The 21,196-nt window shown below is 42.0% G+C and carries 20 protein-coding genes and 1 tRNA gene; 7 read left to right on the top strand and 14 right to left on the bottom strand.

Going from position 1 to position 21,196, the window contains the following annotated elements; translation table 11 throughout:
* Positions 1-7: 7 nt before the first annotated feature.
* The 6 genes from xerC to ybgF all read right to left on the bottom strand — a co-directional run bounded on the left by xerC (position 8) and on the right by ybgF (position 5,419).
* On the bottom strand, positions 8-970 hold the full coding sequence (xerC, locus tag JEY82_RS17375) for a tyrosine recombinase XerC (RefSeq protein ID WP_304087948.1): 963 nt from the start codon (positions 968-970) through the stop codon (positions 8-10).
* Positions 945-1,910, bottom strand: a complete 966-nt coding sequence (locus tag JEY82_RS17370) for a diguanylate cyclase (protein ID WP_304087974.1) — start codon at positions 1,908-1,910, stop codon at positions 945-947. The genes xerC and JEY82_RS17370 overlap by 26 nt, the downstream gene beginning before the upstream one ends.
* Positions 1,911-2,032: 122 nt before the next feature.
* Entirely contained in the window at positions 2,033-2,872 is an 840-nt protein-coding gene (locus JEY82_RS17365; RefSeq protein WP_092162420.1) for an HDOD domain-containing protein, read from the bottom strand.
* A gap of 2 nt (positions 2,873-2,874) precedes the next feature.
* The gene (locus JEY82_RS17360; RefSeq protein WP_304087945.1) at positions 2,875-3,294 is read right to left on the bottom strand and encodes a hypothetical protein; all 420 of its coding nucleotides are present in this window, start codon (positions 3,292-3,294) and stop codon (positions 2,875-2,877) included.
* A gap of 76 nt (positions 3,295-3,370) precedes the next feature.
* Entirely contained in the window at positions 3,371-4,600 is a 1,230-nt protein-coding gene (gene dprA, locus JEY82_RS17355) for a DNA-processing protein DprA (protein WP_304087943.1), read from the bottom strand.
* Entirely contained in the window at positions 4,601-5,419 is an 819-nt protein-coding gene (gene ybgF, locus JEY82_RS17350) for a tol-pal system protein YbgF (protein ID WP_304087973.1), read from the bottom strand.
* 413 nt (positions 5,420-5,832) lie between these two features.
* Here ybgF and JEY82_RS17345 point away from each other — a divergent pair, with 413 nt between their 5' ends.
* Positions 5,833-6,795: a hypothetical protein gene (locus JEY82_RS17345; RefSeq protein WP_304087941.1), complete on the top strand. Its 963-nt coding sequence runs from the start codon at positions 5,833-5,835 to the stop codon at positions 6,793-6,795.
* A gap of 160 nt (positions 6,796-6,955) precedes the next feature.
* On the opposite strand, the gene JEY82_RS17340 is transcribed toward JEY82_RS17345, so the two are convergent.
* From JEY82_RS17340 to JEY82_RS17310, 7 genes are all read right to left on the bottom strand, one after another.
* A complete protein-coding gene (locus JEY82_RS17340; protein WP_304087940.1) occupies positions 6,956-9,877 on the bottom strand; it encodes a chemotaxis protein CheA in 2,922 nt (973 codons plus the stop codon).
* Positions 9,878-9,976: 99 nt separating this feature from the next.
* Complete coding sequence (locus JEY82_RS17335) at positions 9,977-10,345, bottom strand: response regulator (protein ID WP_092162414.1); 369 nt, start codon at positions 10,343-10,345, stop codon at positions 9,977-9,979.
* The gene (locus JEY82_RS17330) at positions 10,338-11,039 is read right to left on the bottom strand and encodes a chemotaxis protein CheW (RefSeq protein ID WP_304087939.1); all 702 of its coding nucleotides are present in this window, start codon (positions 11,037-11,039) and stop codon (positions 10,338-10,340) included. Before JEY82_RS17330 ends, JEY82_RS17335 begins: the two co-directional genes overlap by 8 nt.
* Positions 11,026-11,847: a ParA family protein gene (locus JEY82_RS17325; RefSeq protein ID WP_092162410.1), complete on the bottom strand. Its 822-nt coding sequence runs from the start codon at positions 11,845-11,847 to the stop codon at positions 11,026-11,028. Before JEY82_RS17325 ends, JEY82_RS17330 begins: the two co-directional genes overlap by 14 nt.
* A 41-nt stretch (positions 11,848-11,888) precedes the next feature.
* Positions 11,889-12,767 (bottom strand): protein-glutamate O-methyltransferase CheR, encoded by an 879-nt coding sequence (locus tag JEY82_RS17320; protein WP_304087936.1) that lies wholly within the window; start codon positions 12,765-12,767, stop codon positions 11,889-11,891.
* Complete coding sequence (locus JEY82_RS17315) at positions 12,768-14,696, bottom strand: HEAT repeat domain-containing protein (RefSeq protein ID WP_304087935.1); 1,929 nt, start codon at positions 14,694-14,696, stop codon at positions 12,768-12,770.
* Positions 14,697-14,763: 67 nt separating this feature from the next.
* A complete protein-coding gene (locus tag JEY82_RS17310) occupies positions 14,764-15,816 on the bottom strand; it encodes a chemotaxis response regulator protein-glutamate methylesterase (RefSeq protein ID WP_304087933.1) in 1,053 nt (350 codons plus the stop codon).
* A gap of 366 nt (positions 15,817-16,182) precedes the next feature.
* Between JEY82_RS17310 and JEY82_RS17305 the strand changes: the two genes are divergently transcribed.
* A tRNA-Pro gene (locus JEY82_RS17305) sits at positions 16,183-16,259 on the top strand.
* 245 nt (positions 16,260-16,504) lie between these two features.
* On the opposite strand, the gene JEY82_RS17300 is transcribed toward JEY82_RS17305, so the two are convergent.
* Entirely contained in the window at positions 16,505-18,994 is a 2,490-nt protein-coding gene (locus tag JEY82_RS17300; RefSeq protein WP_304087915.1) for a hypothetical protein, read from the bottom strand.
* 163 nt (positions 18,995-19,157) lie between these two features.
* Here JEY82_RS17300 and JEY82_RS17295 point away from each other — a divergent pair, with 163 nt between their 5' ends.
* The 5 genes from JEY82_RS17295 (at position 19,158) to JEY82_RS17275 (ending at position 21,074) form a co-directional block, all read left to right on the top strand.
* Positions 19,158-19,319 carry a hypothetical protein gene (locus JEY82_RS17295; RefSeq protein ID WP_304087913.1) on the top strand — a complete coding sequence of 54 codons (162 nt, stop codon included), beginning with the start codon at positions 19,158-19,160 and terminating at the stop codon, positions 19,317-19,319.
* Positions 19,320-19,393: 74 nt separating this feature from the next.
* Positions 19,394-20,260 (top strand): phage antirepressor KilAC domain-containing protein, encoded by an 867-nt coding sequence (locus JEY82_RS17290; protein ID WP_304087912.1) that lies wholly within the window; start codon positions 19,394-19,396, stop codon positions 20,258-20,260.
* The gene (locus JEY82_RS17285) at positions 20,253-20,477 is read left to right on the top strand and encodes a hypothetical protein (RefSeq protein WP_304087910.1); all 225 of its coding nucleotides are present in this window, start codon (positions 20,253-20,255) and stop codon (positions 20,475-20,477) included. Before JEY82_RS17290 ends, JEY82_RS17285 begins: the two co-directional genes overlap by 8 nt.
* The gene (locus tag JEY82_RS17280) at positions 20,470-20,766 is read left to right on the top strand and encodes a hypothetical protein (protein ID WP_304087908.1); all 297 of its coding nucleotides are present in this window, start codon (positions 20,470-20,472) and stop codon (positions 20,764-20,766) included. Before JEY82_RS17285 ends, JEY82_RS17280 begins: the two co-directional genes overlap by 8 nt.
* 53 nt (positions 20,767-20,819) lie before the next feature.
* Positions 20,820-21,074, top strand: a complete 255-nt coding sequence (locus JEY82_RS17275; RefSeq protein WP_304087906.1) for a hypothetical protein — start codon at positions 20,820-20,822, stop codon at positions 21,072-21,074.
* Positions 21,075-21,196: the final 122 nt, after the last annotated feature.

Below are 21,196 nucleotides of genomic sequence, written 5' to 3'. Positions count from 1 at the left end.
CCTGCGATTACTCATCGCTTCCATCAGATTTTCTGCTTAAAGAACCACTTTCTGATAAAGGATGAGCCTTATCATAAACATTCATAATATGCTGTAAATTTAAATGAGTGTATCTCTGAGTGGTCGTAAGATTTTCATGACCTAACAATTCCTGAACAGATCGCATATCCGCGCCGGATTGAAGCATATGCGATGCAAAACTATGTCGTAACATATGCGGATGAACTCCACCTTGCAGTCCAGCCTCTTCGGCCATGCGTGCGAGAATTCGATTGACTTGTCTTCGATTAATACGCCCACCTCTATTGCCCACAAAAAGCGCTGTCTCTTCAAGCGCAGGTCCAAGCTCCTCCCTGACAGCAAGATAAGAATCAATAGCCTCGCGTGCTGTGTCACTAAGTGGAGAAAGACGTTCTTTATTTCCTTTTCCCGTAACCCTGACAAGGCCGGAAGAGGTATCAACATCATAAATACCAAGAAAAATAGCTTCGCTGACACGTAATCCGGAACCATACAAAAGTTCAGCTATAGCCTGATCTCTTTTATCTTCAGGTTCCACCCCGCACTTAGAATCAAGCAGACTTACAGCCTGATCAACATTCAAGGAACGCGGCTGCCGAATCTCTTGCTTAGGATTGCGTATACCTGCCATAGGGTCATTAGTAATAAAACGATGGCGCGTCATGTATTTAAAAAAAGAACGAAGCGTGGATAACTTTCTGGAAAGCGTACTTTTAGCAAGTTTGCGGCCATGCAGTTTAGCAAGAAATCCCCGGACATGATCAACCGAGATTTCAACTAGATTTGAAAGAGAGTGCGAACGGGTAGAAAGAAATTCTTCGAATTGAATCAGATCTTTTTCATAAGAACATAATGTAGCTTTAGAACTCCCTTTCTCAATATCCATATGAGTGAGAAAGATCTGAACTGCTTCCGGCATTACATTACGGGGTCCGGCGGTCGAGGACATAATTACTCTTTGGATTTTCTTTTGCTTTCTTCTTAAGCCCCATAGCTATAGCTGAGGCTTCTCCGAAATGCTTGAGTTTACCATCAATATTAAAAACAACCGCAATAGAAATCGCCATAAGAGGAAAAGTCTGCACCACTCCCTGTCTATCGGTTGAAACAATAGACTTTCTTTTACGGTCTTCAATATCGTAAAAATTGGGAACAATACCATCAAAAGAAAAAATAATCCGCTTACAAGCTTCTTCAACAATGTCAGGGGAAGTAATTACAACAAAATCGTCACCACCGACATGACCGACAAAAGTCTGCTCTCCGACAAAGCTTCGAACCGTATTCACGATTATTCGCGCGGTCATACTTAAAACTTCATCTCCGCGAGAAAAGCCGTACTTATCGTTGAACGATTTAAAATAATCCAAATCACAATAAGCTAAAGCAAAATCTTGATTTTTATCTATAAGAGTCTGAATTTTATTAATAATAGAAGTGTTGCCGGGAAGTTTGGAAAGCGGATTTGCATCCAGCGCACGCACAGCCCGGCAAAGAGTTAAATTTACTCTTTCCCGCACAATGGGTCTAAAGAAAGGACGTACAATAAAATCATCAACTTCAATTTCATTCCAGTCCCAAGGGGTTGAAAGGTCCTTCTCATCAAGACATATAATGACAGGAAGTTGCCGATAAACATTTTCGCTTTTAACAAGTCGCGCAACTTCTGATGCGGAAATATCGGTGACTCTGTTATCAACAATAAGTAAATCAGGCGGGTTATTGAAAATATCTTCAATAGCTCCCCGAGCCTGACTATAGCAGATAAACTCGAGAGTTTCTTCGGACCAGATGTCCCTGAGTAACTCTTTAAACTTATTATCCGATGAAATCAGGATGCATCTATGTTTAGTCAGGCCCAACAGGCCGTGATTATTATTCTTGTCCATGAAGTTACGATTAGCACCACTGATGCGCTTCGTCAAAGCACAACTGCATAACAATACACAAAAACAAGAATTTATTATCTAAAATCACGAAAAAAGAAAATCAAACTAGAAAATTATTCACTTTAAAATGTAAGTCCTGAAATTTCCACAAATTGTTCTGAAAGCTCATCCATTACAGGTTCGAGATCTTTCATTTTAAGCTTCAAAATTTTCATGGCAGCCGGTTTGAAGTAAGAAATTTGATCATCGCCTCCGTTACCGTATTCAAAAAGGCGAACTAAAAAATCTCCGACATGAACAACCGCGGCTGTCTGCTGATAAAATTGAGCCCTGTCAGGGTGATGATGATAAGTCATAGCCTCTCTGACGTTCGGAGGAAGATTCCAATGCCGCGCAAGCCATGCGTTAATTCGGTCATGCCCGAAACCGAGCACAACTTTTTCTGCATCATAATAGCAAAGATTTTTTTCCCGCACAGTCATGCAGATAGCTTCATTAAGTTCAGGCAATTGAACTGCGGTTACAACTTTTCCTAAATCGTGCAGCAGACCTGCAACAGTGAACTCTTCAGGATCTTCAAAACCGGCAGCTTTTGCAATCGCACCACTAGCTAAAGCGCATCCAAGGCTATGTTCCCAAAGGCCGGACATGGCTTTCTGAATCATATCAAAAACCGAGGTGGAAATAATAATACCTTTTATAACATTCAGGCCAAGCAGAACAAGAGCATGCTGAATTGTTGTAATACGACCGGGGAATCCGTAAATAGGAGAATTAACCATTTTCAAAACTTTTGCAGATAAGACCTGATCCTGTGAAATAACCTTGGCAACCTGCTCTGTGGAAGAATTCGGGTCATCCACAAGTTTTGTAACTTCATCAAGAACACTGGGTAGAGTAGGCAGGTCAGAAGTGGAAAGAATCTGTCCTTTTACGCTTGTTTTAAGATCCTGATCAGACATATTTAAAAATCCTCTCCCCTTTCGTCCACTTTTTCAGCTTCGTCAGCTTCAAGAGCGGAGGCCGCAGCCTGTTCTTCGGCTAATTTATAAGCTTCAGCCTCAGCCTTTTGCGCGGCTGCCTTGAGATTGAAATATTCTCTGAAAAAGCCTTTTACGCGAAACATCCATTTATCATTAGTATATCTTCTGAAAAGATGATCAAGACGCTCAGATTTTTTTCCCCATGAAGAATCACTTCCGTCGCCGAGATCAAGAGGATTTCCCTGCACAACAATACGCTCGACATTCATACTTACAAGCCTGTTGATGATGCCTTCAGAAAGCTCAAGCCCTTCAGCAAGTACGACCATCCCGTTATCGCGAGCAACGGGTTTTGCCAGTTTCATCCCCGGCTCAGCAAGTTTCACTGGAATTTTCTGCATCAGTCGAACATCTCCTAATCATATTAAAACAAACAAAATGCAGGCTAATCCGGCATATCAAAATATCGGACCACCCTTAGCAACGCTTTATATCATAATACATGCCGGGAAAGTGCACAACGATTCCCTTCACTTCCATACCAAGTAAAAACGCTCCTGTTAAGGCCACATCAACACCTGATTTACGCGCTACTTCGTCAATATGAAGTTTTCCTTCTCTATCAAGCGTGCGAGCAATTTCCTGTTCATGAGGGTCCAATGCTTCAATATCCAAAACAAACTTAACATTTTCAGATTGCTTTACGGAATTATTTTCCTGATTCGTATTTTTTTTAAAACTCTGGGTCGCGCGGGGAGTTTTTATTTCAGAAACAGGCACAAACTTTTTTTTAGAATTCGCATCTAATGAATGCCCGATGGTTATCAAAACATCTTCCACAGTTTCAACGAGAGCTGCACCTTCTTTTATAAGCTTAAGACAACCTGAATAATTTTTGCTGCCCAAAGGGCCCGGCAGAGCCATAACTTCGCGCCCCTGCTCGGCGGCAAGCCTTGCTGTTATCAGACTGCCGCTTTTAATATCAGCTTCAGCCACAAGCACACCGGCACTGAGCCCGCTTATGATACGATTTCGAAACGGAAAGTTGCCACTATAAGGACGTGTTCCCGGTGAAAATTCAGATACGATCAAACCGTTTTCAATAAGATTGCGCCTCAAACTAGCGCTGTTTTGCGGATAATCATCAATATCAAGCCCCGTACCTAAAACAGCAATGGATGAACCGATCCCTTTCAAAGCCTCTTGATGCGCGCAAGCATCAATCCCCCGGGCAAAACCAGAGATAACGGTAATACCGACGGCAGAAAGATCTCCTGAAATTTTTTGAGCATATTCCAGCCCTAATCGACTGCTATTACGGGAACCGACGATGGCAACCCCCGGATTTGCAAGAAGAGATGGATCTCCATAATAATACAGGTAAGTTGGAGGGTCCGAAATTTCTTTTAACGAAGAAGGAAAGCCGGGGTGAGTCCATGGAAGGATTCCGAAACTGAGCCGCATAACCTCTTTAAATTCTTTTTCCGCAGTACTTCGCCAAACTTCCGCATGAGCAGCATAGGCTACATTTTCAGAGCAAAGATTTAAATCAGCCCAATTCGCGGCATCCTTTAATGCGCTATAAGCAGATGGATAAGTCTTTAAAATGCGCGACCATGACTTCGGCCCCAGTCCTGGAGTATGCCGTAAAGCAAGACATGCAAAATATTCTTCTTTAATATTCAACTGCGAGCCACCGCTAGCCAATTAGCCCTCAATTTCATTGAGTCTACGGTTACCGATTTTAGCAGGATCGGATTTCGGATATTCATCAACAAGAGTTCGCAGGTAAAAAACAGCATTTTCTTTATCACCAAGTTTATCGTAAGCAAGACCTATTTTCAGCATTGCATCAGGGACTTTATTTGCTTTAGGAAAACGTCTGCTGACTTCTTTAAATTTTAAAATAGACTGAGCAAAACTTTTTTCAGAATAATACGTTTCACCTATCCAGTAGAGAGCATTAGGAGCGAGCTCGCCGGAAGAATTGGTTTTTAAAAATTCAGTAAGCTTGGTACGAGCTTCCAGAGGCTTATCATTCATAACAAGACGAACTCCCTCCTGATAAAGGTCTGCCCCGTTACTGGATGACGCCACACCCTGAGTCTGCGTATGTTCTGCATTTTCACCAGGAACATTCATCCAAGGCTTTTCTTCACTGCTTTCACTACCACCGACAACAACAACTTCTTCTTCAACCGCAACAGGAACAGGGACAAGAACCTGCTCTGCCTTCATAGCAGACATTTGCAGTTGAGCCTCTTTCAATTCAGCAATAGAGCTATCAAGCTCTCCAAGCCGTTCCTGAATTTTTTCAACCGCAGTCATTGTTTCAGCATGATTTTTATCTATATGATCCTTCTGTTCGCGTAACCCTTCTTTAAAATTCAAAAAATTCTCTTCAAGACTTTTTAACCGCCACTCTTCACTTGCACCCCAAGCGGGCTGCTCCGGCTGTTTTGCAGCAAAACAACCACTGATAGATAATGACAATATAAATATTGCAAGAATATGGAAATACTTCATCAAATGTCTCTCCAGATGAATTTTAAAAACAACGCAAACAGATCGTATAATTATAAAGTTCGCAAACAAGAATATTCAATTCAAATTTCAACTGATTCAAAATAGGCGACTTACAGCAATTTGGCAAGCTGATCGCCGATTTTACAGAAAGGCCGCACTCTTACCCTTGCTTCCGGCCCGTTTTTAAGGCAAAAGTTCACAAAAAAGGTAAGCCGATTGTCATAAAATTTGATGAATACCTACTTTATTTTAAAATAAAAAATCTTATCTACTTCTTATTTCACATTTTTTTAAAATTTAATAACCAATAAACTTTATAGAAAAGATTTTATACTTTTTTTCTAGGGCTTGCTTTTCATAAAAAAGAATTTATCTGTTACACGACATCAATTTTTTTGAAGGATAAAGAAAATATGAACACTCTCATGGAACCATTAAGACTTACATCCCAGTTGTTACCCAAAGCTTTAGGGGACTTTATAGCTCTTTCAGCCATCGGAGCACCTATTCTGGCTGTCATTTTAGAGATCACTGCAAAAGCTAAAAATAAAATTTTTTACGACAAATTAGCTAAGCAGATAGCATCCATGTCTCTGATTATGTACGTACTTTTTCTAGGTTGTGCAGCTGGAGCGGCAACTTACTTTACCCGTCAATTTGACTGGCTTACAGACTGGCTTATAAATCCGTCATCACCATTCATAATGGTATATATAACGGTAGGTTTTACTCTGGCAATGCTTCTTCCATATACATTGTTATGGAAATCTATGAAAAAAAACAAACCTGCCCATATACTGCTCGGTACCTGTGCTGCACTCGGCGGAATTTCCACTGTCCATGTAGTGACCATGACCATGAAAGTATTTTTCATGCAACAGGCCGCAACCCCTGTCCCAACCGTTCCGCCCCTTCCTTTTATTAATCATTTTTTAGTCCTCCCCGGTCTTGCCGGGCTTTATTTGGCCGGACTGTATTTAATCATGTCCTTATCTTTCGCGGCAACCATAGGCGGACTTTATCTGGTTCTACGCCGCAATAAAGACGACTTCGGGCGAGACTACTATAAATTTTCTCTACCCGTCATTTCAAAATGGGCTTTGATCCCGACTCTTGCGCAACTCGCAGCCGTCACATCCATTATTATTTACTTATGCGGACCGACAAAAGAACTCCTCTTAGCAAACAATACTACCGCTATTTGTTTAGGATTATCAGCGGTTCTTACCCTTTTATGTTGTGCAATATGGATAGTCACATGGAAAAGTGCAACTCCGATGCGTCACAAAATAGGACTTACTCTTGCACCGTTTTTTACAATAGTAGCTCACGCAACGGTCATGGCCGGAGCCATGAATCTTTATCTGACAATGTAAACAGATATAAAATAAGAATTATTAAGGTTCATCCGGTTTAACTGGATGAACCTTTTTTTATGTTCTGTTCCAACCTCCCAAAATATTCAATTGAACAAAAAAACTCCCGGTGAAAGATTTCTTTCATCGGGAGTTTTATTCTGTACTACTTAACTTAATTTTATTGCAAAGATCCTTTGACTGTTGCCATGCTGTATATCTCATGAGGATCAAGGATAAGCACTACGCTTCCGTCTCCCATGATAGTTGCACCTGACACACCTCTAAGATTAAATCGGCTTAGAAAGCGGCCCAGAGGTTTGATAACGATCTCCTGCCGTTCAAGCAGTCTATCTACTACGAGACCAAGCCTGCGTACATTGTCATGAATAATAACAACAGGGAGCACTTCTCTGTCAGGATCACTTACGGGTTGATCAAGAAGTTCTGCGAGTTCCGCAATACCTAAAACTTCTCCTCGCAGAGTGACAACCTTACGGTTATTAACTTCAGTCAGCCTTTCAGCTTCAATCTTGGTTGTTTCAGAAACGGCATCAAGTGGAATCGCATAATTTGCACCGTTAACCTGAACCATCAAGGCATCAATAATAGCTAGAGTCAAAGGCAGGGTAAGAGTAAACTTAGACCCCTTCCCTACTTCAGAAGAAATCTGAACGGTACCTTTAAGGTCTTTGATGTTATTCCGAACAACATCCATCCCAACGCCTCGGCCTGAAATGTCAGTAACCTTTTCAGCAGATGAGAATCCAGGAGCAAAAATCAATTCAATTGCTTCGCGATCATCAAGGTTTCGTGCTTCTTCAGCAGAAATAACACCCTTCTTAATAGCGACATTACGCATTTTTTCAGGATCAATTCCGCGCCCGTCATCCTCAACCTCGATAGCGACAGAATTGCCCTTATGGTAAGCGCGCAGCCATACATGACCTTCAGGAGTCTTTCCGCTGGCAATACGCTCTTCTTCCGGCTCAAGACCATGGTCAACCGAATTTCGAATTAAATGAACAAGAGGATCGCCGATTTCCTCGACAACGCTCTTATCAAGTTCAGTCTCTTCACCTTCAGTGATAAGCTCAACACGCTTATTACTCTTACGACTGAGGTCACGAACCAATCGTGGAAATCTTGAAAATACAGTCTGCACGGCCACCATGCGAACCTTCATGATAGTATCTTGAAGGTCGTCAGAAATTCTGGACAGTGCATACGTTGTTTCTGTTAATTGCTGTGCGACTATAGGAACTTCCAGATGCCCCTCTTCAAGACCGCGGGCGAGCATCGTATATCGACCGCGACTGATAATAAGCTCACCAATCAGATTCATCAAATGATCGAGCTTCTGATGGTCAACTCGAATAGTAGTCATAGCTTTCGGCTTAGTCGTTTTTTGAGCCGGAACTCCCACTGCAGAAGGAGCCACGGGAGCCGGCTTAGGCTTTGGTGCTGGCTTGGCTACAGGCTTAGACTCGGACTCAGCTTTTGGCTTAGGCTCAGCTTTTGGCTTAGACTCAGCTTTTGGCTCAGGTTTAGCTTTTGGCTCAGGCTTAGCTTTTGGCTCAGGCTCGGCTTTTGGCTCAGGCTTAGACTCTGGCTTAACTTCAGGTTTAGTTGCTGACTCGGAAGAATCTTCTTCTCCCTTAAGTTCAGCCACAGCTGCAAAAATCATCTCTTCGATAATTCCGCATTCCTGCTGCAAAAGGTCCAGCATCAAACCAAAATCCATATCAGTTGAGCGGGCTTGATCTACAAGTCCGGCAGTACGTTCGGCATACTCTTTAAGATTATCAAAGCCCATATATCCGGCAGAATTTTGTATTGAAACAAGACTACGGAAAAGAGCATCAATATAGTCCTTCAGGCCGGAATCCTCGCCTAACGTGGTCAGAGCAAGTGAAATATTATCAAGCTGTTGATGAACAGTCTGCTCAAAAATTGAAATATCTTCAGGATCGAGACCGTCTTCTACTGCTTCAGGTTCAAGAGCCAGATCCGGTTCCAGGTCCTGATCAGATTTAGACTTACCATCTAACGCCGGAGCTTCTTCAACTTCAGAATCAGCATTTTCAACAGGAAGCACTTCGCCGCTTTCAACCGCATTCCGAAGAGGGTCGACAAGCTGAGCTATATCCAACGGCTGAACTTCTCCGGTAGAAGGAGTCACATGAGCAATCAACGACTCAATGCCATCCACAACAGCAAGAAGTAGATCGATCATATAGTGAGTAGCATTAACCTCACCTTTACGAACTTTATTAAGCAAAGTTTCAGCTTCATGAGTTAACGAATTAAGCTCACGAAATCCGATAATCCCACTGTTTCCTTTCAGGTTGTGAAAATATCTAAAAATATCGTTTATAAGATCATCGTTGCCTTCGGGATCCTGCTCAAGCTCAAGAAGACCTCTTGTGAGATTTTCAATTATTTCGTGAGCTTCTTCAAGGAAATCAGCCAGATGCCCATCTCCTACAGTAGTAAGATTGTATGGTTCTTCATCTGGGTTGACTATAGCAACAAATTGATACGATTGCTTACGGTCAGAAGATTCGGGAATAGCAGGCTCCTGCGCCATTTCGACCTCCGGCAATTCTGGTTCTTCGTAATCATCTTCCAATTCTAAAACAGGTTCACTTTCTTCGATTTCCTGCTCTGGCTCAATCTCAGGCTCAGGCTCTACTACAGCAAGAGTTTCACCTGCCATAATTGCTTCGATACGTTCAATAACAATTGAAGTATCAACCTCACCTTCAGTTCCTTGTTCATTGAGATTATCAATAAGCTGCCGTAACGAGTCAGTAGCTGCGAGGATTACATCCATAATCTCAGAAGTAACAGAAATTTCGCCTTTTCTGAGTTCGTCAAGAACGTTCTCTGCTCTATGAGCAAGCCCGTTAATAATATTCAGCCCAAGAAAACCTGACGCTCCCTTGAGAGAGTGCATAGGTCTGAATATTTCATTAAGAATATCAAGATTTTCAGGATTATTTTCAAGCTCAAGCAAGTTGGGCTCGATTGTCTCGAGATGTTCTTTTGCTTCAATAATGAAATCAGCAAAAATTTCAGGATCCAAGAAATCTTGGCTCATTTAGAGCCCCCTGTATTAAAAGTTCGTCTGCGACTGATCACGAATATTACCATTCTTATCACCTAATAACTTAAAAAAAGAAATAATAAATTCTAATCACTAACCTAATAACATTTTAATATTCTTGACCATCTTTTCGGGTTGCGCTGGCTTTACCATATATAAATTAGCTCCCAAATTTAATCCAGTCTGAATATCCTTCTCCTGACCTTCAGTAGAAAGCACAATAATAGGAATGTCCTTATATGCTTCTTGCTCGCGAACGGTCTTAATATAAGTGAAACCATCCATTCTGGGCATATTAACATCAGAAATAATAAGATCAACTTTTTCAAGGCTGTAAAGTTTTTCAAGCCCGTCCAAACCATCTTCGGCAGTGCTGACCTTAAAACCTTCCTTCTTCATAATGAAGGCCACGAGATTCCTTACAGTCTTTGAATCGTCCACTATCAGAATATGTTTAGGCATGTCCTTCACCTTCACTCTTTAAAATTTGTTCTACAAGCCGATCGACAGAAAGAATACTGACCAATTTGTCTCCGGATTTGTAAAGTCCAAGCAGAAATTCAGCACTTACCCCAATCTCTGACTCCACTCCCCAGACAAGTTGATGTTTCTCCGCGCGATACATTGTCTTAACGGCACTAATGGCTAACCCCAATTGAAGGCCTTTATGCCGGCACACAACTACGAACTTATCAGATACACCTACCCCTTTATGCAGAAGATTTCTTAAATCCAAAACAGGAGTAACCCTTCCCCTGAGATTAATAATTCCCTGCATATAACCCGGAGCTGAAGGAAGAAGCGTTATAGGAATTTTTTTAACAACTTCCTGGATAACAACTATGGGTAAAGCGTATTCCCTTTCGCCTACAACAAAACTAACCAGCTGGACTTCTTCACTTTCTTTTAGACTTTCTTCAAAACCTTCAGCACTCCCTTCTCCACCGAAATCATCCATTTCAGGAGCGGGCATAAATCCGGGAAGACTTGAATCTCTCCGAGGATCAACTCTTTTCAGTTCATCAAGAACATCACGGTTCCCAATACCAAGATACTTATCCATGAAAGCAGATTCGGCATCAGTATAACTGTCCTGCTGCTTTTCTTCACCGGGTAGATTTACATTTTCTACGAAATATTCTTCAGGCGTCTTCATTTCTAATAATCTCTCTCGCCAGTTGCATGTATTCCAAAGCACCTCGGGATTTCTCATCAATAGCATAGATGACTTTACCGCTGGCGCATGCCTCTCTAAATTTCGTATCCATGTGCACCACTGTGCTGAAAACCCTATCTTGCAGCTTTCGCCTGATAAGATTCAAAATTTTTCGACAAGCCCCGGCCCTTCCGTCATACATTGTAGGCAAAGCCTTGAACTTGACAGGACTCGGTAGCACTTTATTCAGCACCTTAATTGTATCAAACAGCAATCTTATCCCGTAAAGAGCCAGAAAATCGGTCTGAATCGGAATAAGGACCAGATCCGATGCAACAATAGCGTTAACCAGAAGCACCCCGACATGGGGAGGACAATCAATCAGTACATAATCATACTGATCGGTTATCCCGCTAAGAGCATTAGATAAAACCATCCCCTTATTCTTTCTATCCTTAAGATCATTTTCCAATTCAGAGAGCCTTATACAGGCCGGAACAAAATCAAATCCTACGGTGGCTCGCTTCTGTACTATTTGCAACCAAATCGTCTTATAATTCGCATCGTCAAAAAACAGATTATGAGCCGTCATGGTTACTGTTTCTGGAAAGAAAGACAAATGAACCGAAGCATTTGCATGAGGATCAAGATCTATAACCAACACCTTTTTATTAAGGCGGGTTAATGCTTCTCCAAGTGTCAAAGCTGTGGTTGTTTTGCCGACGCCTCCCTTTTGATTTGCAATAGCTATAACTTTCGCATGTTTCACAGTCTCAGTAAGCTCTATGTCCGATATATCATTTTCCATAAAAGTCCGCCCAATAAACAGTACTTAGTGATGCAGACAATTTATTCCAATTTCTGATAAATAATCGCACCGGGATGATGCACGGGCTTAAAGGCCCTTGTAATGTTATGCAAAGATTCTGAATGCCCTATTATCAAATAGCCTCCGGGCAACAAGTTATCATAATAAGCATTAATAACTTTTTTCTTCATAGGTTCATCAAAATAAATTATGACGTTTCTACAGAAAACTATCTCCGATCTTTCAACTCTTTTAACCTGAACTCTATCACTCAGATTAATTTGCCCAAAAGATACCAACTGCTTGGTTTCGGCTTTAACTTTATAATCCTTGTCACTCTTTTCAAAATATTTGTTGACTATCTCCTTTGGCGTCGTCCTTAATGAGTATTCGTTATAAACACCCTTTCGTGCAGATTTGAGCACTCTTTCAGACAAATCGTTAGCAGTAATCTTAATATTCCAACTTTTAAGTTCAGCGCCGAGAACCTCACTGATAATCATCGCAAGAGTATACGGCTCTTCACCTGTAGAGCAACCGGCAGACCAGATACGAAGGCGTTTCCTGTTCAGCTTACGAAGGTTATCCAGAACAGCGGGTAAAACCTTAGTCTGAAAAACTTTCAACTGTGGAGGATTCCTGTAAAAACTAGTCTCATTGGTAGTAATAGCTTCAAAAAGCTTATTGAGTTCGAGCTTCCGCCCTGAATCATACTGTAAAAAATAATAATACTCACCAAAGGTCTTCAAATTCAGCTCTTTCAAACGATTGGCAAGACGATTTTCAAGCAGATATTTACGATTCACTGCAATAAAAATTCCAGCCTGATCATATATAAAATCTCTTAACTGGGTAAATTCCAGATCAGAAATTTTTAACTCTTTTCGAAGTGAGATAGTCTTTGAAAACAGAGAAGACATCTAATTTCCATCTCCTTGCTTTTCTTGAATTTTAAAAATAGCCTCTTCCGCGGCCTGCATTATTTCAGGATCACCACCGGCGTTTGAAGCTTCAAGCAAAGCCTGAAATGCGAGAGTTCCACCTATTGCCCCCAACGCTTCAATTACTTTCAAAACAACAAGCTTATTAGGAGAGTCCAGTTTAGGAATAAGGTGAGGCAGAGCATCTTGCTCGCGATGATTCCCTAGAGCTTCCGCAGCGCGAATCTGAACCCAGTCATCATCGTCCTGCAACGCCTGAACTATATAAGGTATAACTTCAGGTTGATAGCATTTGCCCATCAACTCGATAACCGTAAGTCTTACATCCCTGTTCTCATCATTCAAACGGGAAACAACCAAAGACAAATTATCCATACCCGCCGCACAGTCAGTCAAAGCCTCAAGGGCAATTTTTCTGATATCCGGCAACTCATCTTCAAGGGCCTGCTGAATAAGCTCCAGATTACCGGCAGCATCAAGCTTACCCATCGCGTAAACGGACATAAGTCTTTCGATTGGTTCTTCACTGTTAAACAAATCAATAAACTTCTGGTTAATATCATCCCCTCCGATGGACACACAAGCATCAAGAGCGGCCTCTTTAACATCATCATAAGAATGACTGAGCAACGCAAAAATTTTATCGGATTCGTCCTTGACTCCAAGCTTCTGACCTAAGAAATAGATCGCAGCCTTAATCATGGTTCCATCCTGCTCATTCTCCAAGACTCCTACAAAAAAGTCCTTTGCCTCTTCACCGGCAGTCTTCACCAGAGCATCCAGAATTCCGCGTTTAAGATCTCTTTCCTTGCCTTCAAAAGCATCCATCAAAACCTGAGCAACTTCCGTTCCTTCAAGTCTAGACAAAACATCTATAGCAATCGCGGCCTTCTTAAAACTGCCGTCATTTACAGCATTAACCAGAGCGGGGTTCATAGTTAAATTAGACAGATTATCAATTATTTCAGACAACCTGTCTCGATCGCGATCAGGATCAAGCTCACTTGCCAGCTTAAGAACCTCATCTGTGGCCTTTTCACCACCGACAAAGCTCAGACCGGTTATTGCAGCATCCTGAATATCTTCATCTTCATCTTTAAGTGCAATGAGCATATATTCTCTTAACTTCTCACGCTCAGTTGCAGATAAAAGTTTAAGAGATTTTCCGCCAAGAATTCCGACAATGGCCTTAACAATTTTATTGCGTAATGCAGTAGGAGAAGTATCAAGATGGCGCAAAAGCATCGTAACCGCTTTAATGTTACCGACTTCGCCCAAGGCATCAATAATCATAGACGCAACAAGGTCAGAGCTGGTGTTCAAAGCTTTAACCAAAGCGTCAACGGAACTGGAATGCTTAATCTTGGCAAGAGCTTCAATTACCGCATACTGAACCCACTCATCATCCAGCATAGCTTTGTTGAGACACTTGGCCGCAGCCGGATTTTCAAGGTCGCCGAGGCTGACAGCAGCCTGATAACGAACGTTGACCTCCGGGTCTTTAAGCAGGGCGTCACAAAGAGGCTCAACAGCCATAAAACTATCGGAAGAGCCCAAAATATCAGTAGCAAAAATTCTTATATCCGGATCATCATCATGAACCAGAGCAACGAGTGAAGGAAAATCCTGCGCGCCTACTTCGCGTAATATATCCATAGACAGGTTTCTGACTGGAGCTTCATCGGAACGCAGCAAAGGAACAACTGCCTGTACAGTTTTTTTGCCACCTATATGACGAAGTGCATGATCGGCCGCTTCCTGCAGACCCAAATGACTGGTCTTTAAAAGCTCAGCCAGCAAAGGCACAGCTTCCTCACAACCGAATTCTCCGGCTTGAAAAGCAGCTTCGCGGACAATCTCATTGTCTTCATTTTTCAGATCTTCAATAACTTTCGCACAGTCCGTCATTGCCTATTCCTCATGTTTTCGAAAGCCGCAAGGCAGCTTACGGTTGCACGACTTCCGACTCTTCGAATTACAAATAAAGATTATTGATAATAGCTTCAGCCATATCATCAATATCAACAATTTCGTCGGCAAGCCCATCATCAACAATAGCCTTAGGCATGCCGTAAACGACACAGGAAGAATCACTCTGGGCTATCGCCCTTCCTCCCTTACTTTTCAGATCCCGAATACCATCACGACCGTCATTCCCCATACCTGTCAGAATAACGCCTAAAGCCCGTCTTCCTACAGCGTTTGCTACAGAAGTAGCCAGAACATTTGCTGAAGGTTTATACAAAGATTCGCTAGGCTCAGATGTGACTATTAATTCAATTCTGCTTATTTTCTGATCAATTATCAAGTGAGAGCCACCCGGAGCAACAAAAACACATCCCGGCACAAGTCTGTCTCCGGTCTCCGCTTCTTTTACAGTCAGTTGACTTACACTGTTAAGCCGATTGGCAAACGGCCCGGTAAACGCTTTAGGCATATGCTGAGCGATAACTATACCAGCCGGAAAATCTTTGGGCAACGACGATAAAATTTTTTGAACTGCTGGAGGCCCCCCCGTAGACACACCGATCATAACAACGTCCCTCTTAGGTCTTCCGCTATTACCTCGCGGAGAGACAGCCGGACGTCTGGCTACAGTTGAAGCGGGACGCATTCTGGGAACAGGACGCATCCTGCGCCTTGCAACGCTCTTAACCTTAGAAATCAAATCTGTTTCAATTTTAACGATATCAAGCGAAACTTTAGAAAGCTGCTTAGGGATAAAGTCAACAGCGCCGAGATCCATAGCCTTCAGTGTTGATTCTGCACCTTCAGTTGTCAATGAACTGACCATAATAACAGGCTTTGGCATCTCCATCATTATATGACGTAATGCTGTCAGCCCATCCATCTTAGGCATTTCAATATCCAAAGTAATGACATCAGGATTGTGCTTCCTGATCATCGTAAGGCCTTCCTCTCCATCGCGAGCGGTAGCAACAACTTTTATGCCGGGATCTTTCTCCAGCATAGTGCTGATGGCTTTACGCATGAAAGCAGAATCATCAATTACTACGACATTTATCACTCAGAAAATCTCCTTTAACCTAAGCGTTAGTTTTCCTAACGAACAGCTAACATCCTGCATATATGGAAAATAAAACTTCAACTAATAATTTCAAAAATAAAATTATGACAATATTTTAAAGCCTAATCTTGAATAAAACTTCGCACATATGAGATATTTTGTCCAACAAACTCCCAAGGTTTACAACAAATAATCATACGTCGGCCGTTTACTAAGTTAATAAATGCAAAAGTATTGTAAATCTACGTTATTGAGAGTTTCTCTGCAACAATATTAAAAATTTATTCGCAACATTTTGGAATTATAATTTTAAAATATTTTTTCTTGCCAACCAATCACTCGATTCGTTAAAACCCTCCGAGACAACGGGATGTGGCTCAGTTTGGTAGAGCGCTGCGTTCGGGACGCAGAGACCGTGGGTTCGAATCCCGCCATCCCGACCAATAAAATCAAAGGTTTACGAAGTGATCTTCGTAAACCTTTTTTTCTTGGTAATACAAAGTGGTAATACAAAAGGGTAATCCTACTGCCTCTTCTCACATAAAGATTTTTTAATTACGACGTCTTGACAAAATAAGCGAACCCCAATCTTCACAATGAAAAAAGGGGCTCTATTTGGGGTTCGGTTTTTAAACCGAATGCGTTTATTATATTTATCTCTTTACTAAATCAATCCCCTTTATTCTGTTTATTTCTTGTGTGTTGGTTGATTAATTCTTTCCGCCCGTACAAACATACGCAAAACAATTATAAGTAGCGACAGCAGCAATAGTGTCGGCAGCGTGAGGTCTGACTCACTCGTGGTCCCACCTATTATACAACCGGGAGACGAACTGTCTGAAGTGGGCTTTTCACTTGCAACAGAATCTTTGCTTGCAGCCGATACTGCGGTTGACGAAGACTTTACTAGCGCAACCGGATCATGGATAGCTCCATCAGTCGGATTAAGGTCATAGTCGCCATTATCTTTAATCATAAAATATATGTCGTAAGATTTAGTGGGATAAAGCGTATCGGATGAGTCAAACACCACTTTGTTTGTGTCTTGAATCCACCACGAGCCTTCAGGGGAGTTAAGACCCCCGAGCGAATCATATTTGTACGGCAAGTTTGTGCCGTCCTCTTTCAATTTGAGGAATTGCATGTCTCCCACTATACCATCAAGTTGCATTGCCCTGAAAGTGAATATAGCGTTTTGGTTTGCCATGTTCGTGGTGGCTGTGAATTCGCGTACATTAGTTACTGTCTCAACGTTGCCAGAAACTTTATATTTATCTTTCAAAATAGCTTGATCCCAGTCGTGTTCGATAGAGCTAGTGGTGGAAACGTTAGCTAGACCGGGTTGTTTTGCACTGGGTGGGGCTGAACATTTGGTTTCTTTACTGTAGTGAGAGATTATAGAGCCTAAACCTACGGCGTATAGATTGGTAGGGGAAGTACCCCAAATGGCCCGATAATTACCTGTTGGATCGGCCATGCTTATTGTCCAGTCACTGCCGTTGAAATGGCCAATTTGCTTTGTTAGTGAAATTTTCCAACTAGAACTGCCTGCATATCTATCCGTATACACCGAGAGTCCCCCACCTACCCCTGCAACATATATGTCGTTTTCTGAGAAGCCCCATATAGCCATGGGCCAAAAAGAGTCTTTAGTGATCGACACTTTATTCCAGCTAGTACCATTGTAATGAAAAAATTTGTCCCACCCCCCCGTCGCATACATATTTTTGTCAGATGTTCCCCATACATCTCTTAAATGACCTGTTGCGTTAGACTTCATTTTGACGCATTCAGTACCCTCCACTTTCAATATGGTACCGTGGTCGCCGACAACAAAAACAGTGTCTTTGTCTACAGGCCATATAGCAAACAAGTCATTATTTACAGCCGTTATAATTTCACTCCACATACCATCTTTCAACGTAAACAGTTTCCCGTTGTCTCCGCACACCCAAGCGCTGCCGGAGGGGTGAGTTTTGATTGCTCTTAAAGCTAGGTCTTTACCAATCTTAATCCGTGCCCAAGTCTCTCCATTGAAGTGAGAGACTCCACTCCATTCTGAAAAATAAACATCTGTAGCAGAGTTGCCCCATACACTTGTAATGTTGTATTGAGGTGCATCTTCAGGAGTCGACCACCCCTTGCCATCGTAGTGTCGAATTTTACCGCCATCTGATGTTATATAAACATCATCGGAAGACGAACCCCACACACTATCAAACCCCTGTAAGGTTCCAGAAAGTACAGTCTTCCAGTTGTTCCACTGACCTTTGGCTATTATGCTATAGTAGCCTCCTGCGATTAACTCTCCTGTAGATAACGTTGAAAGACACGAATAAGGAGTGGGGGAGTTTCTATACTCTTGCCACGATAAACCATTGTAGTGCCAAACCGAGGCATACCTTACTATGGTTATGTCATTTGGAGAACTTCCTGTTATTTCTTTGACAAAGCAATGGCCTGGGTCAGATTTGCCATAGAATATATTTCTCCAGGTCTCTCCATTAAAATGGAGTAGTGACCCGGACGTCCCCCCTATGTATACATTCTTCGAGTCTAGACCCCATACTTTCGCGAAACTTTCAAGTGGGCTTGCGTATATTTTGTTCCACGAATATCCATCATAATGGAGCGCAATCCCACCTCTTCTCTCTCTTCCTACTGCGTAGATATTATTAGGTGATGTTCCCCAAAGACTGGAAAGGTCAGTGGATCTTGAAGAATAGACACATTCCCATCCATATTTTGTGCGATGATATATTTTCCCATTATCGTATGCATCTCCAGCGGTAATATATAAATTGTCAGGGTCGCTCCCCCATATATCAATCAGCCAATCTGTAGAATCATTTATCTGTGTTTTTTCCCATTTAGTTCCATCATAGTGAAGAAGTGTAGCATAGGCGGCTACCGCATAAATATCATTATCAGAAAAGCCCCAGATAGATTTCAAGCCTACACTCTCTGGAACAGGCATCTGTGTCCATTTTCCACCAGCATTAGAAAAGATCATCCCTGTCGCCGATGCAGCATAAACTGTGTCTGTATCTGACACCCAGATATCTACAAAGTTAGGAACTCCCCACGGATGAGGATACTCAGTCCGCCATTCGGCGGAGCTTGCATAGAGTGGAAAAGACAGCAGGAATAGCAAAGCAATAGCCAAAAATCTAAACACACTCACACTCCATCCGCTAGCGCATAATAAAAATAAACATCCTCCAGCCAACAAATCCACCTACACAAATATATCCATAATAACAATGGCGATAATATAAAATATTATGAAAAGTGAAATTTGGTGTTGACAGCATCTGCCAAACTTTTGTACGTATAGATTTATGGCAGACAAATTAAAAGCAATCACTATCAAGGTGGATGAGTCCACTCACCGCAAATACAAAATGTATTTGGCTGAGTACGATAAAACCTTCAAAGATATTTTCATGGAGGAAATGGAAAGACGGATAAAAGAGGCAGAAGAAAAGAAGAAAGAAAAGTAGACAAAAAAACGGCCCGGCAAGGTGTACCACCACCCAACCGAGCCTAACCTTAACAACCTGACTCGGAGGTTATCATGGCTGAACAGAACATAGCCAATTCACACGCTTCTGACAACGATTCAGTTGTCGCATTTTCATTTAACAATCAGGATATAAGAACCCTGAACATTGGTGACGAACTATGGTTTGTTGCTAAAGATGTATGTGATGTTCTTGAACTGGATGTTTCCAATTCAACACGTTATTTAGATGATGATGAACATACCCTGTCTACTAAACAGGATATAAGTAACAGCAGAAACGGACTTGTAAAACTCATCAACGAATCCGGCCTATACTCCCTAATCCTACGTTCCCGTAAACCCGAAGCGAAGAAATTCAAAAAGTGGGTAACTTCGGAAGTTCTCCCTTCCATCCGTAAAAACGGCGCATACCTCACACCTGAGAAGGTCGAAGAGGTTCTTTTGAACCCTGATACCCTTATCAAGCTTGCAACCAATCTTAAGGAAGAACAGGCCAAGAGAGCCGAAGCGGAAAAGCAAATCGCCTTAGACCGCCCGAAGGTTGTTTTCGCTGAAACTATCGAAGTTGCGGAATCCACAATCCTTGTCGGAGAGCTTTCAAAACTTATCAAACAGTCTACTCAGTATGACGTTGGTCAAACTCGCCTTTTCGCATGGCTGAGAGATAACGGCTATCTGCATAAAACTGGAAGCAGTTACAACCTGCCTACACAGAAGAGCATGAATCTCGGTGTGTTCGTCATTAAGGAAGGCACAAGGGTAGGCACTAGCGGGACTCATATCACCAAGACAACGAAAGTTACGGGCAAAGGACAGATATACTTTGTGAAGAAGTTCCACGATAAGATGAAGGCCAGACGTATTGCAGCGGCAAGCTTTAGTAATTCTGGAGATTTTCAGGAGGCTTGCAATGCATAATGTAGTACAACTCAATCCAGAAAAGAGCACTTCCGGCGATCCGGTCATCGATATATTTGCCGCAGTTTCAAGCTTGGAATTACTGACTGCGACTTATAGAGCGCTCGACAGAGAAGGCGATGCAAATATCCTCGAACTCTTGAGCAGACAAATAAGAAATGCAGTCGAGATAATGGACGAAGACAACTGGAAGGCTGAAGAGGTGTGCAATGCGTAATATCTACAATCTCACACCAGAAGAACTTGAAATTTTTGACAGCCTTGAAGATCTTGCCAGTCAGGGAATAAAGCTTTGCAATAAGTTGAAAGAGATATCTAGAAAAAAGTTTGAAATGATAGAACCTGGAGGCTGTGCGCCAGCTTGGAGAATGTTGCCAGATTCAGGGGATCTTTATGGTTTCACAAATTCATATAAAGATAGATATGTTGCCGCAAACATTCTCTTGGATAGTGCTATTAATCAGCCGAAGAAACCTGCTCCAGTTTTAAGGCTGGTAGCCAATTAACTCGCATTGACACAAAATAGCCAACTGAGATATTAATTCACTGAGAGGTAGTTATGACTTTACTATTTGATGATGCCAAAAAATTGGAAAAAGCTTTAGGTGCAGAGGCCGCAGAGGTTATTGCTCATGTCTTTGAAAAGCAGGACGCAGAATATAAAAAAGAACTAGCAACCAAGCATGATATTGAACTTGTAAGAAAAGATATTCTTGAAAGCGAATCAAGGGTCAAAGCCGATATTATCAAATGGATGGCTGGGCTCCTTGTTGTTCAAGCCGCATCCATCGCCGCACTGGTGAAACTGCTGTAGCTTCATTCTTTCTAAAAAATTATGCCCTCGGATTCGTTATGAGTCCGAGGGCTTTTCTTTTAATAAGCTTCTTCCTGCGCCCTTATCCTTGAGAACTCTCTTGCGCCAACTTTTCTATTGCT

The organism is Maridesulfovibrio ferrireducens, from assembly GCF_016342405.1.
GTDB classification, from domain to species: Bacteria; Desulfobacterota; Desulfovibrionia; order Desulfovibrionales; family Desulfovibrionaceae; genus Maridesulfovibrio; species Maridesulfovibrio ferrireducens_A.
This window is presented reverse-complemented; position numbering and strand designations above follow the sequence as displayed.